This is a genomic window from Acidobacteriota bacterium, from assembly GCA_016196065.1.
Lineage (GTDB): Bacteria > Acidobacteriota > Terriglobia > Terriglobales > Acidobacteriaceae > Acidiflorens.
On record JACPYL010000025.1, the window covers coordinates 166,996 to 182,925 of the forward strand.

The following is a 15,930-nucleotide window of genomic DNA, read 5'->3' on the forward strand; positions in this document are numbered from 1 at the left end:
GTGCGCTGGGTATGCAAACAGATGGTCGCTCGTGCGAGAGAACTATCGGGGATTGCTGTTAACCGGGAATGACACCAATGTGAATCGCGCGTTAAATTCTGGCTCCAGATCATGCAAAGAAATGCAGTGTCGGCTGGCACGTGATCCATCATGTTTGCCGCGCCGATCACGGATTCACCGTTTGCAGCAAATTCGCCGAACTGGTTACGAAGCCTTGGCCACGAAAGACCGCTTTGATTGTGTGGCTTCCGGCAGAGAGTGAGGACAATGTCAGGGACGCCGTGTCTCCAGTGACCGGAACTTCGCCGAGGACTACATTGCTGCTCTTGAACTGCACCGTTCCGACTGGAACTGCACCGGTTGCGGAGATCGTCGCCATGAATGTCACGGGTTGACCTTGCACGGACGGATTTTGCGACGACGCCAGGATGGTTGAAGTCGGCAGCTTGACCCCAAGGTGAATTGCGCCAATGGCAAGATAGTTCGCGACGCCGCTGAATCGGATCGACCCCGCTGGCGTCTTGAGGGGCAAGCCGACTGGTGACCAGACGCACATCCTGTAGGAGTTGCAGCCGATGTTATTGGCGCTCAGCGTGACGCTGGCCAGAACCTTGCCCGCTCCGTTAGCGCCGTCGTATACCGTGACTGTGCCCGGTTGAAGCGCAGAGTAGGAAAACCACAGCCCCACGGAAACTCCCTCGGTCGAGTTGACGATGACGTCTTCGCCAGTCTGAAAGAACATGACAGGTGTGCCGCCGGGGTTCCCGATGAAATTCCCTGATCCTCCCTTGGCCCCGGACACAATCGTCTGCGCGTTGCTGGTGAATTCAAGGTGCAGATTCTTACGCGGTGGACCCGACCCCAGGCTGCCCTCGCCACCGTTGTAGAACTGGTTCACGAACTCCATGTTCTTCAATCCATCGAAGCTCGCCACGCCCTTGGTCTGCGCGACGAGGGGCGTTGCGACATACGCACACAGACTTAATGCCACGGAATAGATGAATCGCCGCACGGTGGACTCCTCTGGCCTGACGCTCTCGAAATCGACACTATCGACCTAGGGGATTACGGCGGTGTTACGGCCAAGTTAAGCAATTGTGAATTTCGATCTCGACGGCAAAGATCGTTCTGCCTTCTACTCTCGCGCCACGCGCAGCCTGACCCGGATCGACAGGTTTATTGGAAATTCACACGGGCGTCATATTGCCTTAACAATTCTCCCGTAATTCTTAACTCCCTTCGTCGAGGTATGAAATCGTGAAGATTCGGACCCTGCTGGTGTGCGTTTCCATCATTTGCTTCATCCTGTTGCCTGCGGCATTGGCACAGATGCAGGTCGCGCCGGGTCTCGTGCAGTTACCGCCGCCTCCGCTACCATCCGGCCCGCCGGGTGTGGCGGCGCCACCGCCCGTGAAACCGTCTGCTCGAAAAGCGGGCGAGGCCCAAATCTATGGCGCAGTAACGGACCCGTCCGGTGCAGTGCTACCGGGAGCGATCGTCACCATCGCCAACGCGTCAGGCGCCCGCCAAACCTTCATCACCAACGATCAGGGACTGTACGCCGTCAACCTGCCGCCTGGCGTCTACACGCTCACGATCTCGGAAAAAGGCTTCAAAGACTTCAATACCGAAGGGCTGACGGTGAACGCGGACCAGGTGATCGAAATAACCGAGACGCTTGAGCCGGCCTCCGCCGTAGCCGAAAAAATCGATGTCGTCGGCAACACGGTGGGCCAAGTGGAGACGGAAAAAGCGGAAGTGTCCGGCACCATCACCGCGAAAGAAATCGCCAAGACGCCTCTCAACGGCCGCAATTTTACTCAGCTACTGACCTTCGCTCCCGGCGTGAGCAACCAGACCGGGCAAGACGAGGCGCTGGTAGGCGTCAAAGGCAGTGTGAAGTTCAGCGTCAACGGTGGGCGAGTGGAATACAACACGTTCAGCGTGGACGGTTCGGATGTTCTCCATGCCGGGATTCACGGAAGCGAGAGCACGCTCGTTGTGTATCCAAGTCTGGATGCAATCAGCGAACTCAAAGTCCTGACGTCAAACTATGGCGCACAGTACGGCAGGAGCGCCTCGGGAACGATCCTGGTCGACACAAAATCCGGCGGGTCGTCCTGGCACGGAGGCGGCTACTACTTCGGGCGCAACGAAATTTTCAATTCACGAAACTACTTTGATCAGACCATCAAGGCGCCGCTCTATCGCAAAAATGATTTCGGATTTACGCTGGGCGGTCCCCTCCGCATCCCGGTAATTCTTCCGAAAAAAGACCGGACGTTTGTCTTCTTCTCGGAAGAATTCCGGCTTGAGAAGGATCCAACGGACAACAACTTCAATCAGGCTGTGCCTTCGGCGGCAGAGCGTCCGTCCCAGCGAATCAACGCCGACGGTGAATCCTATATTGGGGCCGATTTCAGCGACGTATGTCCGCTCATCCCGCCGGGACAGACTCGAATCACTTTCAATCGCGCACAGTTTCCCGATTGCCCACAGCTATTTGGGTCGACCTTACCGTTCAACATTGTGGGCTATCACGACAGCGTGAATCCGGTTTCACAGAATCCTGCGATTGATCCTGTGGCGCAGGCGTTGGTCAATTCCGGCATGATTCCGCTGCCGAATTCAACCGCAGGTTGCAACTCGACCGCAGGCTCCTGCTACGACTTTGCGTTCGCGCAGCCAACCTACTGGCGGCAGGAACTATTTCGTGTCGACCACGACATTCAGCCGGGCAAGTTGCGCGCGATCTTTCGTTATATTCACGACTCCTGGGACACCACGGAAGCTCGTCCGATTTGGGGCTACGTCCGTAACAGTTTTCCAACTGTCCAAGGACGATTGTTTGGGCCGGGCACAAGTTCAGTGGCTCGCCTGACGCACACAATTTCGCCAACGCTCTTGAACGAAGTCGTGGTCAGCTATACCGCGTCGCACATCAGTATGAGCACCAGGCCGGCGCCAGGAGTGAATATCCAGCGGCCCGATGATCTGACACAGGGTTATCTCTTCAACAACGGATTTGGCGGGAAACTCTCGGGGATTCAACTCACGCCGGGGAATCTGGCGTATGGCGGCGGTTTTCGAGTCGATCCGGGATATGCGCCATGGCAACTCACGAATCCCACCTACAGCGTGCGCGACGACCTGAGCAAAGTAATCGGCAGGCACAATCTGCAAACCGGCGTGCAGGTGATCCTTGGCCAGCGCAACGAGATCAATGCTACCAACGGACCGAATACCGGCGATCTGCAAGGCGTCCTGACCTTCAGCAACTTCAATTCGGTGACGGTCGGCAACGAGTTTGCCAACGCCCTGCTGGGCTATATCCAGTCGTACCAACAAGACAGCGCGCAGCAGAGGTACTACAACAGCTACGAAATCATCGAGCCGTACGTCCAGGACGATTGGAAAGTGAACTCGCACCTGACCCTCAATCTGGGCGTTCGTTTCAGCATCTTCGGGAATTACCACGAGCAGAACCACGCTGCCTGGAATTGGGATCCAGCCGCATTTACCGCTCCGGAGGATCTGAAGTTCTTCCCAGACGGGCGACTCCGCGTGAAGGGAAAACCGATTCCGATTGATCCGAACAATCCTGGTTCCGTCATCACGAACGGATTGGTCCAGTGCGGCGTCAACGGCGTGCCGGATACCTGCATGCAGCCGCATCGGTTCAACCCAGCACCGCGAGTTGGGTTCGCATGGGACCCGCGAGGCGATGGCAAGACTTCGATTCGCGGCGGCTACGGCCTGTTCTTTGAACACGGCACGGGAAGCGAAGCCAATACCGGGTCACTCGTCGGTAGCGCCCCGATAAATCTGACAATGACGCAACTGACGCCCGCGGCGGTCGGATTGGGAAGCGGCTATCCCTGTATTGGAGGCATCGGCGGAAGCGCTGCGAATTGTTTTTCCGGTGCAGGCGCCTATCCAGTTGACGTGACTTCGATTCCCCGCAAGACGATCTGGCCTTACGTGCAGCAATGGAGCTTTGGCGTGCAGCGGGAAGTTTCGCGCAGTCTTGTGCTCAGTCTCGGTTACGTGGGAAGCAAGGGAACGCATCTGACGGCGGTGCGGCAGCCGAATGCCTTTCCGCTCGCGCCGCAGGGATCGAATGATGGCATCCAGCTTGATCAGAATCCGTACGGATTGCATCAGCCCATCATCAACTCCGATGTATTCCAAACATTCGACTGCACCAACCTGGGAACGCTGAACAATCCCGTGTTTCAGGTAAACGGCGTCAAGATTAACAAGACTCAGCCGGCTTACATCAACCTGCTGGCGGCTTGTGAGAACCTGAATGCGTCCAGTTTGCCGCCCATCAATTCTCGGCGTCCGTTCCAGGGCATTCAGAAAATATTCTCGCTGGAAAACGTAGCCGACTCGAACTACCACGCACTGCAGGCCACGTTACGCCGCACGCGCGGCCCGGTGACGCTCGACATCTCGTACTCCTTCAGTCATTCCATTGACGATTCGTCGGATCGCAACGACACCACGACGGTCAACCCGCTGGTAGTCTCAGCAAACAAAGCGAGTTCGAACTTCGATCAACGCCACTTGCTGAACGTCAGCTATGTATGGACGTTGCCGAGTATCAACGTCAACTCGCAGCGCATTGGAGACTGGGCGAATGAACGTGATTCGTCCGACGAGCCAAGTTCAGAGGGGTTCTTCGACCGGTTCGTTTCCGGCATGTTCAGCGGATGGCAGATTGCCGGCGTGACCACGGTGCAGAGCGGAACCCCCTATGCCGTTATCAACGCCGGCTTCGGGGCGCTGGGGATCTCAGTCCCTGACAATGCTGGCGTCGCCGGCGGAATCAGTTCCGTCGCCTCCTATCCCGACATTGTCGGCAATATCCACGGCGGCACACCGATCGGAGCTGTGAATTCGAAAAGTTTCGGCCCTGCCTTAGGCAATGCCGCTGCATTCGCCGCGCCGCGCGGACTCACGTTTGGCAACGCCGGTCGCAACGTGATGAACAACCCCAGCCGGTTGAATTTTGATATGACCGTGTTTCGTAACATCAAGCTTCGAGAGTCCACCAGTCTGGAGTTCCGTGCCGAAATCTTCAACGTCTTCAATCACACGCAGTTTCGTGTTTATGACCCGAGTCCGAACTTCGGCAACGGGGCGAGTAATACGGTCTCGTGTTACGGAATCGAAAACTTCAGCGCGGCAGGCGACGCGCAGACGGATTGCCTGACCGGAAACGCTTTTTTGCACCCCGTTAACGCACATCGTCCCCGCACTATGCAATTCGGACTGAAGCTCAGCTTCTAGCAGGAGAAGAATTCTTGAAATTCCTCGGTGTAGGTCTCGTAGTTGTGTTGTTCGCGATCGGTTGCGGCGGCGGTAGCGGCAATGGCACCGGAGGTGACACGCAGGGAGTTACGATTCAAGTCACTTCTCCCGCCGGTGCCGCCGCAGTCGACGCGAATCTGCCTTTGCAGATTGCGGTGAGTGTCACCAATGACCCCGCGAACGCGGGCGTCACCTGGACCGTGTCGGCGCAGCAGAAGGGGGATCCGGCGGGGACTCTCAGCGATATCAAGACCGAGGCGGTCACTTACATTCCGCCTGCGAATATTACCGCGCCCATCCAGGTAACCGTGCGAGCCACATCGGTGACTGACCCGACGCGGTCGGCGGCAATTCCCATCTCGGTGTATCCGCAAGTTGCGATCACGACGCAGTCCTCGGATCTGGCAACTGCTTTCCTCAATACCGCGTACACATGCATTCAGCATCCCATCACCAATGCTGGAGTGGTGCAGATTCCATGCCAGGCAAGTGTCCAGGGCGGGTTGGGTCCCTATACGTGGACGGCCGATCTTTCCGCATTGCCACCCGGTCTGCAACTGTCACCAGGGCTGACCGTGAACGATACGAAATTCGTTGGGGCGCCCAACCTGATTGGCATCTACCCGTTCAGGGTCACGGTCACAGACAGTTTGGGTGGGACCTCTACGACGTCTTTGAATATCAATGTCTCGCCCGGTCAGTTGAAGGTAGTCACTCCAACCCTGCTCACCACCGCGGTCGGAGTGCCGTATGCTCCGGTGGTATTGCAGACGAGCGGCGGAGTGCCGCCTTACACATGGACGGTAGCCCCAGGCAGTGGCCCACTTCCCGCGGGGATGACACTGAGTCCTTCGGGTGTGATCGCGGGCACGCCGGCGACGGGCGGCAGCACATCTTTTGCGATTCAGGTGCGCGACAGCCAGAGTCCGGTTCCAGCGCAGGCCATATATCCCACGCCCGCACCTTCCAATGCCAAGATCATCACGCTCTCTCCCAGCGGACTGGATCCAACTTGCGTGGGTGGCGGAAACACAGTGGCGACGGGCACTCCATACGCTTTCCTCATCTCGGGATTCGATGCGGGCGGCCCGGTTACGATCTCCGGCAGCTTCACGGCGGATAGCAGCGGCGCACTGACCGGAGTGGAAGACATCATCCGCACGAGCGGCATAGAAAGCGGCGCTGCCCTAGCTGCCGGTAGTTCGATCATATTCAATCAAACGGGACGAGGATGCGTGACGCTGAACACCGCGTCCTCGACGGCGCAATTCCGGGTTGCGCCGACCACGGTATCGAGTGGAACGGGAGCCGCGTTTTTTTCTGACGGGCGAATTCTCGAATTCGACGACAACGATGGAACCGGCACGCGCGCGGCAGGCTTTTTCCGCCAACAGGATCCTGCTGCCTTCACTCCGACATCACTGGCAGGGGCGTTTGCTTTCCGTCTGTCGGGCTGGAATGCCAATGGTGGACACTTCGCCATGGCCGGAACCGCCACAGCAAATAGCGGACTCCTCACCTCAATATCGGCCGACATGAATGACGCTGGCGCATACGCCGGTCCGCTGAACGGCGGCAGTGGGACCATTTCAACTCCAGACGCTAACGGCCGCGGAACGGCCACTCTCAGTATCGGAACCACAACCTACGACCTGCTTTACTACATGATTGATTCCGGACATCTGGTGTTCAACTCCACGCACGCCGCCACCAACGGTCATCCTCTGATCACCGGGGAGGCGACGGCGAGTCCTGGCCCGTTTTCCCAGGCGTCGCTCGCCGACAGCCACATCTTTCGTCTGAGCGGATCCACGTCCGGCAGTTCAGACGTCGGCATCGGCGTGTTGCATTTCGATGGAATTGGCGCAGTCAGCGGAAATTTCTACGAACACAACGGCGGTACGTCCAACGTGACCGCCCTGTCCGCGCAGTACTCAATTGATCCGATGACGGGCCGTTTCGTTTCTGTGGGGACGGGAATTCCCGCCGTGGGGTACGCAGTACCTGGGACAAATGGTGTGACGGGTTACTTCGTCGGGACTGGCGCCACCGCGATGTCAGGCGTCATGGAGTATCAGACGAACTCGTATCCTCCCGGTTACCAATTCAGTCCCATCAACGGGCGCTACGGGTTTTCGCCGGACGAGATGCTCGACCGGCAGACTACAAACTTTGCGGGGCAAGAAACACTGGACCCCAACGGCGGTATCACACCTGACTCCTACATCGACACGAGTCGTCCAAGCGCACCGGGGCTAGTCCCGGTGCAGACCTTCACTTTGTTCCGCTACACCTGGGCTCCAGACGGATCGGGCACCTTTGGTGGCAACACTTACATGGTCAGCAACGCCGAGAAAGCGTTCTACATCGACGTTTCGCCAGCCAACACCCACCCTGCGGTGATCGTGGGACAGCGGCAGCAGAAGCCGTGATTCAAAACCCAGAGTCCGCCTTTAGAGGCCGCATCCGCGAGACATCGGGAAGAGCCCGCGAGTTTTCTTCAATTCCATGAACCCTCTGCTGCCGCGGGACAATTCGCGCCGCCGAGACCTGATCTTCGTGGTGGAGGACGATCTGGATGTCTCGCGCCTGATCGAACACAACCTCAGCATTGCCGGCTACGAGGTTGCCACTTTCTCTTCCGGGGCAGCGGTGGTTGCCTTCGCAATGGCGACGCAACCGGCTCTGTTTCTATTGGACATCATGCTGCCAGGAATTAACGGTTTCGACCTGTGCCGCCAGATCCGCCAAAATGAACAGCTTGCCCAGACACCTGTCATGTTCCTCTCTGCCAGAACTCAGGAACCCGATTGTATTCATGCCTTCGAGATTGGCGGTGATGGATACATCACGAAGCCTTTCAGTCCCAGGGAACTGATCGCGCGGATACGCAATACGCTACGCGCCCGGATTCATGTGGTCACTAACGAGGCACTCCAGGTGGGAGAATTGAGGATCGACGTCGACTCGATGACGGTGAGTGTGAGGGGCCGGATTGTGCTGACGACGGTGCGAGAGTTCCGGCTACTGGAGTATCTGGCGCGGCATTGCGGCCGCGTATTTACTCGGGATCAACTCCTCGACGCAGTGTGGAAGGAGAATGCCTCTGTGACTCCGCGCTCTATTGATGTCTTTGTCCGGCGGCTCCGAGAGAAGATCGAGGAGGACGCCCGACATCCCAGCTATCTCAAAACACTGCGCGGAGTCGGCTACCGCTTCGACGCGCCTCCCCGGCAGCAGCGGTAAGCCGGTCTAAAGGCAGGAACTAAGGAATACCATTTCCAACCTGTCAGCTTCCTGCTGCAAACGCTCAAAGGTGTCCCAATGCATTCCCCTCGGCTTTGTGGGAAACGGATCCATGATGCAAGACGATCCACCCAGCCTCTCTCGGATGTCTTGGGCGCGGTGTAGTGCGCGATATTTGTCCGAAACTCGTTGGCTCCGGTAAGTGAGCTGAAGGCAGTGCCGGCAGGATAGGGTGCTACCGTCCGAATAAAGGATCGCCACACGGCGCCGGCAGCCATTGGTTGGGCAGTGAAACCATGCCCGTAAGCCACCGTAGTTGCAAGGAGTCCACTCAAGCGGAACGGGGCACATCTCAGCTCTCCGATCGAGACGAGTTAAGAAAACCCATTTGGGTTTCGGCGCGCTGAGACCAGGAGGAACGTCGACACTCCACGAACCACACTCGAAGCGTACAAACGGCTCAAGGAGCCCGTCGCGCTGCCACGTCCGCACGTCAATTTGGTGATAATCAAACGTCGTTTCCTTGCCGCTCCACTGCGGCCCACTCCCTAATCCGCCCATCTCACACTCCTCGATTTGCCGAAATCATAAGGAAAATTACCTCGCAACTAACCTCGTGGTGGGCAGCCCAGGGGTGATCTGAAATTCGTCTTGGAAAGTTGACGCTACACCTGAATGAAGCGTGAAATTGTTCCGTACTACAGTGGGTGTAGAGAGAGTTGACCTAGGTATACGTCCCCGTTGTTGTTTTTGCTGGGCACGCATTTGCCGTTGGATCTGAACGAGTTCTTTCGTTATTTCGCTGCGCTCGCGCGCGATTGCAAGAAACCCAGGATTGTCTGGGGTGAATTGATACTTTCCACACTCGCGGAAGCTGCGGCTTGGCCGCGTCTTGATTTGAAGCAAATGGAGTTTCTGGAAGTGCAAGAGTGCTTTGCGGACAGTTGAGCAGCTCCCGACGCCGCCATAGCGCATTATGCCGTAATATGAAATCTCCACCTCACCGGTCGACGGATCAGTGAAGGTCCGGAGAGCGTTCAATACTTTGGCCTCTGCTCCGGTCAGATCAGCGAGCAGCCCACTTCGCACTATAGTATCCATCACGTCACCCATTCCCACTCTATAGCGGGTTTTACATCTGGATTTGGGTTCCAAGTGCTTGCCTTTGGGCACCAGAGGCACTGCGAAACGCGCCATCATCCAATTTAAAGATTCCTTGAGGTCACAACCGAGAAACATCATCACAAGGTCGATATTTGAAGCACGCCCATCGCAAACATGACAACGACCACGATTATGCCGGTCAAACCAGACTGATGGGTGGGCGTCGCCATTACGATGTAGTTCCACTCGCCAACATCGTGCCGCCCTTCCCGTAACCTGCAGGCGGAGTTCGCGTGCTACGTCTTGAATCGGGATGCATTTGCGGATGAACTCCATATCTGGGATTCCGGAAGATTGCCCCCGGTCGCGTTGTACACCTGTTCCCATTAGCTGTTTCGACGACGGCGCGAAGGCGACTTGCCGCCCTCCTCAATGACTTTTTGCAACTCGGACTCTCTAATCATCGTGCGCGAGCCGACTTTTGTGCGTCGCATTTTGCCCTGGGCAAGCCATGCATGTACGGTCCACTTGCTGATACCACCCAGGAATTTCGCTGCCTCAGGTACGGAGTACAGTTTTTCTGCTTCCATGCTGTTCCCTCTCAGTGTCGCTCAATAAATGCTCTTGAATCTCAATCAAACCAATGAGATATTGTTCCATGTGAGAGACACTAACAAGCCACATATCATGTCTCACCACTCGGACTCATCTCGTCTCGTTATTCGGGTCCCCGTCGAAGTTCGGTTTCAGCCAACGTATGGCTCCTACATCCCAGCGCGGAGCATACGAGAGGGTGGGTTGACGCACCCGGTTTTTGAGCCAAAACCATCGGAAAAGCCGCCGATAGAATTTACTGATCCCTGGAAAGTTCGCGACTATCTCTTAGGTACCCAATGTGAGCCATTGGACTACACCGAGTTTTCGTTTTGGTCGGGACGCTTTGGGATAGGTGAGGCGGAACTAAGTCTAGAGAGCGAGAGAAAGCCGCGGCGTATGCACATCCTCGACTGGCACGCTGCGATGGATGAGGATCTCATCGAGTGGAAGCAATTGTTTACGGCGGCATTGATTCTTCCTCAATCGAAATGGGAGTTGCTTGAGAAGGATTTTCCGATACGAAAAGTAAGACAATTGCAAAAACCATTTCCTCTGAAGATAGGTTGGCTTGGGGGGTTGCCAATTGGAACGGTGATCCTCGAAACAGCCTTGGATGCGATTGTCACATCAATTCAGATTGACAAGCTGCAGGGCGCTCAGTTTCAGCAATGCGCCCGCCCCAACTGTCCAAGGGTCTTCAAACTTGAGAGCCGCCACGAACGCCTTTATTGCGACACCGATTGCGCTCACTACATGGCTGTGAAGAACAGCAGAGCACGAGCTGCGAAGAAGAGCAGCAGGAATCGAATATCCAGACAAAGCAGGACGCCCGGCAGCTAAGGAGAACAACAATGTCGATCTACAAACGAGGCAAGACCTACTGGTACAAGTTCATGTGGAATGGCGAGATGATTCGTGAGTCGACTCGCCAATGCAACCACAACATAGCTCGACAGATGGAAGGGGCGCACCGGGCGTCTCTTGCAAAGGGCGAAGTCGGGATCCGCGATAAGAAAGTGATTCCCACGCTCAAGAACTTCTGCCGTGAGCGCGTTGACCCTTGGGCGAAATCAACGTTCGAGATGGCGTCCCCAAAGACTTGGCTTTGGTACGGATTTGGAAGTGACTCACTCAAGAAATCCAAAACCCTGGCTAATCTCAAGCTGAACGAAATCGGCCCTGAATTGGTGGCGGAATATGCGTCTGAGCGGCAACGCGACGGCCTGAGGATTAGTTCGGTCAATAGCTGCTTGCGGGCATTGCGCCGTGTCCTACGCCTTGCGGTGGAATGGGGGGTACTTGAAGCGTCTCCCAAGGTCAAGTTTCTGAGTGGTGAGCACCGTCGTGAAAGGGTAATCAATGCCAAAGAAGAGGCGCTGTACCTCGCGGTGGCACTGCCTCTCTTGCATGATGTCTCCCTTGTCCTCTTCGATACTGGAATGCGGCCGGAAGAATGCCACTGTCTGAGATGGGAGAACATCAACTGGGACGGCGGCCGGAAGAATGCCACTGTCTGAGATGGGAGAACATCAACTGGGACGGCGGCCGCAATGGCGTGCTTCTAATTACGCAAGGCAAGACCAAAGCTGCGCGGCGCGTCCTTCCGCTTAGTCCGCGCGTCCGCACAGTGCTCCAGAGCCGCTGGAAACTCACGGGCGAACCGGGCGAGGGCTGGGTCTGGCCCGCGGAAACAAAGGATGGCCACATCAATCATGACAGCGTGAAGCTTCAACACAAAAAGGCCCTGAAGCTCGCGAAGCTCCGCGCATTTGAGGTTTACTCAATTCGGCATACGTTCCTGACGCGACTTGGAGAGAGTGGCTGTGATGCATGGACTCTTGCGAGAATTGCCGGACACTCCAGTATCAGCATCTCGCAGCGATACGTTCACCCGTCCGAGGACGCAGTCCTAAACGCGCTTTCTCGTTTGAGTGGGCACAATTCTGGGCACAACGACGAAAATGAAATTGCTGCAGGCTCTGTGGGATTGTTGCTAAGCACCGCCAACCGAGAGGGTTAAGTGGTGAGCGCGGAAGGAATCGAACCTTCAACCTACTGATTAAGAGTCAGTTGCTCTGCCAATTGAGCTACGCGCCCACTGCGAACAGCAAGGCAGGGACAAACTGTGATTATAGCATTCGATCTGCGTGGACGGAGATGGACACACACTCTTTTGCGTACCTCTCGAGTCGGTCCTTGAGCATCTCTCAGAGCCTTCTGAGCAATTCTGAACAGTTCTGCACACGGATAGAGAACTAGAATCTGGGCGAAACGGGATTGCAACTTTTCCGGCTTGGCGACCTTTTCCATCAAACTCGCATCTATTCTTCCCTGCACAAGTCCGTGGGAACAGGAGTTTTCTCTATGCTACGAACTCGACTCAACGTCACACTTCTACTCGCACTCGCGGTGTCCCTGCTGTCCACGCCACTGCTCGCACAATATGGTTCTGGCGATTCTGGTCAGTACACCATCTTGAGCGCGCAATATGGAACTGCGCGCCGTCACGTCGACGTCACCAACCGCCTGAAGGAACTCGCCCGCCAAGACAGAAATTTCCGCATGGGCAATAGTTCCTTTGGGACCGATCCTGACCCGGGACAAGTCAAAGCGCTGCGCATTTATGCGCGCGGCCCGAATGGACAGGAACGCATGTTTGAGTATCGCGAAGGAAGTGTGGTCGACGGCTCGCAGTTTCGCAGCTGGGGTCGTGGAGACTGGGGCAATGGGCGCTGGAGTGGGCGATGGGAAGGCAACGGCGGCCGCTATGACCGCGATGGAGACTCGGGACAGTTCGTCATTCTGAGCGCTCAATACGGAACCAACCGAAGGCACGTCGACGTCACCAGCCGGCTGAAAGAACTCGCGCGCCAGGATCGGTCCTTCCGCATGGGCAACAGCACGTTCGGTGTCGACCCTGACCGCGGCCGCGTCAAGACGCTGCGCATTTATGCGCGCGGCCCAAATGGTCGCGAACGCATGTTCGAGTACCGCGAAGGCAGCGTCGTGGATGGATCCCAATTCCGCAGCTGGGGAAATGGCGAGTGGGGCAACGAGCGCTGGAGTGGACGCTGGGAGGGTGGAGAAAGAGATCGACGCTAGCGGTTGCGTAGGAGTCAGGAATTTCCATACGCACGATTCAGATTTTTGAAGAGTTGATGCGGATCTGATCCCGAGCTTTCATTTCGAAGGCTCGGGATTTTCTTTGCCCTTTAGGCGGACGCTGCTTCGCTTTCGCGCTCTCGCACTCCAGCCTTGGAACCAGCCACCGGTTTGCGCATGGGGATAACTTCGGCTGGAACTGGAAACTGTTTTTCGATCCGGCCAATCACTGGTGCTTCGGATGTTCCCATTCCGGCGCGCGATGCGAATCCATTTTCATCGCACAGTCGTTCGACGAGTCGCTGTTCCCGCGGACTCAACACCTGGTGAGGAAGAGAAGGAAAATTCCGGAACATCCACAGCAGATATGCACGCTGCTTGAATTTCAATCGGACAAATCGAGGGCCGATCGGAGTGTCCACCTGGAGTACGCCGTCGGTGAGTTTATCAATCAACATGACCTTGCCTACCCGGAAAAACGGTCAATTTTGCGAAGCCTGTTCTAAGGCGCGCCATTATTGCACCAATGGCGAGGCATTGGAAAGCAATATTTTAGTAGGTTGGGTATGGCAAGGGGGAAACGGAAACCAGGACCCCGGTTGGGTGCGGACGGCCCGCTATCCGAGTTGGGGCAGCAGTTCAATCCGGTCAAGGGTAGCTGCGATGCCCACCCCTTTGCCACCGGCCTGCTCCACGCGGACGACCGAGGCCTGGCAAAGCGCCCATCCGCCCAAACCTAGTCCCAGGCCTGGGGGAAGCATGACGACCAGCTCGAGCTTCGAACCCTCCGCCATGCCCGCTTCGGAATAGAGGAAAATCCCGTTGTTGCTGAGGTCCCGTGTGAGGCCTTGGGACTCGGATCCATCCGGTTGGCGCACTGTGACTGGCGACTGCACCGGGACACGCTGGCCAGACCGCCGTTCAGACCGTTCTGTCGTCATAAGTTTGCCCCGGAAGTGTATCGCGTCCGACGCGCAAACGGTACTAACTACTTTGCGGCGACTGGTTCCGGAGCAGGGGCCGCCTTCTCACGTCCGGCCGCCGCCAACACCTGTTCCAGACTCGGCATGTTCGTCGCCCGAAGCCAATCTTCGGTAGCATGCCATTTCTCGATGTCGCCCGTTTCCTTGTAGGCCCTCGCGAGCAGTGCGACACTCTCGGGATTGTCCCTGTCCTCTTCAAGTTCCGGGACTGCCTCTTTGAAGTTCCCCTTGGCGGCGAGCACCTCTCCAACTGCACCATGCCAGCTTTCCTGGACGACGAGATCGCGATTTGCCGACGCCAACTGCCCCAACTGGTTAATGGCCGGTTGTGCAGCTTCGGTTTTTCCGGACTGCAGGTACCGCTCGACCCGCACCCGAAGGATTTGCGCCAACTCTTCGTCCCTCTCGGAAGCGGCCAGATTGTGCCGGTGGGTCAGAGCATCTTCTGCCGAGGCCAGCCGTTCCAGCGCCTGCTGATCGTCAGTCGCGTACTGCGCCATGCGCCGCAGCGCCTGCGCTTCCTGCAACTCATGGGACAGGTTGTGCGCCTCTACGGAAATTCGCCACAATTCGCGATCCGCTTCCACAAAATTCTTCTCACGCACCCATGTGATCGCCTTCTGCATCCGATAGTCGAAACGGTTGGCGGGATCGGGCTCGTTGGAAACGGCCTTGTCGTATTCGACCCGCGCTCGTTCCTGATCACCCATCAGCGCATAGGTATCTCCCAATCCGAGCTGCGAAGTATTGAAACTGGCGTCAATGGCCAGCGCCGCGCGGTAATGTTCAAGGGCCGCGTCGAACTTCCCGGCCATGCGCAGGATCTCCCCGTAGGAATCCTGAGGATTGGGCTCCTTTGGCAAGAGCGCTGCGTAGCGATCGCTCTCTTCGAGTGCTTCCTTAAATTCGTGATTGCGCCCGTGCAAATAGGCCAGGTTGTTCAGAGCGGGAGCAAAGTCGGGATCAATCTCGAGACTCTTGTGCAACAGATTGTGAGCCTGATCGTTCCCCTGCACGCCCATCAGCCAGTTCGCGGCGATGTAGTATCCATGCTTGTCGCGAGGAAACATCGCGACCATGTCGTTCATGGCTGCGATGCCCTCCAGGAAGTTCCCTTCCTGGACGGTGGCGACCCACTTGATCAGCAACTTCTCTCCGGGTGACGCCTTGGCTGCCAACTCTTTCGCCCGTTCGCGTGACGTGCGAACCTCTTCCGGATCGCGGCTGTTCAATGCGAGCATGGCAAACGCCGCGGCAAACTGAGGATCTTCCTTGGTGGCTGCCCGCCATCCGATCGAGGCCCGCTCCAGATACAAAAGTTCGTAGCTCTGCACCGCCCGCTGGTAGAGATCCCGCGCCTTGACCGAGGACGTGGTCAGCGGCATGGACCTTACCGGGAGGGCCTTACCCTTCGCAGCCTTGGCGTTCGTGGCAGCGGCCTGATGCTTCTCATGGGCAACAGCCTGTTGAACCGCTAAAAGCCCGATCACGACCACCAAAACGGCAAAGAATTTCCGCAGCATAACCACTCTCACAGGATCAGATTTTTGGGGGAGATCAATTTGAGACTAGCACTTGAGGG

At 56.9% G+C, this 15,930-nt stretch carries 12 protein-coding genes and 1 tRNA gene; 7 read left to right on the plus strand and 6 right to left on the minus strand.

The features are described 5' to 3' along the window. Nucleotides 1-166: 166 nt before the first annotated feature. On the minus strand, nt 167-1,012 hold the full coding sequence (locus HY010_18500) for an Ig-like domain repeat protein (GenBank protein ID MBI3477729.1): 846 nt from the start codon (nt 1,010-1,012) through the stop codon (nt 167-169). Between the two features lie 245 nt (nt 1,013-1,257). Here HY010_18500 and HY010_18505 point away from each other — a divergent pair, with 245 nt between their 5' ends. The 3 genes from HY010_18505 (at nt 1,258) to HY010_18515 (ending at nt 8,562) form a co-directional block, all read left to right on the plus strand. After that, a complete protein-coding gene (locus HY010_18505) occupies nt 1,258-5,295 on the plus strand; it encodes a carboxypeptidase regulatory-like domain-containing protein (GenBank protein MBI3477730.1) in 4,038 nt (1,345 codons plus the stop codon). A 14-nt stretch (nt 5,296-5,309) separates the two neighbouring features. Beyond that, nucleotides 5,310-7,748 (plus strand): putative Ig domain-containing protein, encoded by a 2,439-nt coding sequence (locus tag HY010_18510; GenBank protein ID MBI3477731.1) that lies wholly within the window; start codon nt 5,310-5,312, stop codon nt 7,746-7,748. 76 nt (nt 7,749-7,824) lie between these two features. Continuing rightward, a complete protein-coding gene (locus tag HY010_18515; GenBank protein MBI3477732.1) occupies nt 7,825-8,562 on the plus strand; it encodes a response regulator transcription factor in 738 nt (245 codons plus the stop codon). 1,490 nt (nt 8,563-10,052) lie between these two features. Here the strand turns inward: HY010_18515 and HY010_18520 are convergent. Next, nucleotides 10,053-10,256: a helix-turn-helix domain-containing protein gene (locus tag HY010_18520; protein MBI3477733.1), complete on the minus strand. Its 204-nt coding sequence runs from the start codon at nt 10,254-10,256 to the stop codon at nt 10,053-10,055. 208 nt (nt 10,257-10,464) lie between these two features. On the opposite strand from HY010_18520, the gene HY010_18525 reads away from it, so the two are divergent. The 3 genes from HY010_18525 to HY010_18535 are packed head-to-tail and all read left to right on the plus strand — an operon-like array spanning nt 10,465 to nt 12,283. After that, nucleotides 10,465-11,103 (plus strand): CGNR zinc finger domain-containing protein, encoded by a 639-nt coding sequence (locus HY010_18525; protein MBI3477734.1) that lies wholly within the window; start codon nt 10,465-10,467, stop codon nt 11,101-11,103. A gap of 11 nt (nt 11,104-11,114) precedes the next feature. Then, on the plus strand, nt 11,115-11,780 hold the full coding sequence (locus tag HY010_18530; GenBank protein MBI3477735.1) for a hypothetical protein: 666 nt from the start codon (nt 11,115-11,117) through the stop codon (nt 11,778-11,780). Continuing rightward, nucleotides 11,717-12,283 (plus strand): tyrosine-type recombinase/integrase, encoded by a 567-nt coding sequence (locus tag HY010_18535; GenBank protein ID MBI3477736.1) that lies wholly within the window; start codon nt 11,717-11,719, stop codon nt 12,281-12,283. Before HY010_18530 ends, HY010_18535 begins: the two co-directional genes overlap by 64 nt. A gap of 1 nt (nt 12,284) precedes the next feature. Here HY010_18535 and HY010_18540 read toward each other — a convergent pair. Then, nucleotides 12,285-12,360 (minus strand) — tRNA-Lys (locus HY010_18540). A 267-nt stretch (nt 12,361-12,627) separates the two neighbouring features. Between HY010_18540 and HY010_18545 the strand changes: the two genes are divergently transcribed. Next, nucleotides 12,628-13,365 carry a hypothetical protein gene (locus HY010_18545; protein ID MBI3477737.1) on the plus strand — a complete coding sequence of 246 codons (738 nt, stop codon included), beginning with the start codon at nt 12,628-12,630 and terminating at the stop codon, nt 13,363-13,365. 110 nt (nt 13,366-13,475) lie between these two features. Here the strand turns inward: HY010_18545 and HY010_18550 are convergent, their stop codons facing one another. From HY010_18550 to HY010_18560, 3 genes are all read right to left on the minus strand, one after another. After that, the gene (locus HY010_18550; protein MBI3477738.1) at nt 13,476-13,823 is read right to left on the minus strand and encodes a hypothetical protein; all 348 of its coding nucleotides are present in this window, start codon (nt 13,821-13,823) and stop codon (nt 13,476-13,478) included. 159 nt (nt 13,824-13,982) lie between these two features. Beyond that, nucleotides 13,983-14,306, minus strand: a complete 324-nt coding sequence (locus tag HY010_18555; protein ID MBI3477739.1) for a PilZ domain-containing protein — start codon at nt 14,304-14,306, stop codon at nt 13,983-13,985. A 47-nt stretch (nt 14,307-14,353) separates the two neighbouring features. Beyond that, nucleotides 14,354-15,871 (minus strand): tetratricopeptide repeat protein, encoded by a 1,518-nt coding sequence (locus HY010_18560; protein MBI3477740.1) that lies wholly within the window; start codon nt 15,869-15,871, stop codon nt 14,354-14,356. Nucleotides 15,872-15,930 lie beyond the last annotated feature (59 nt).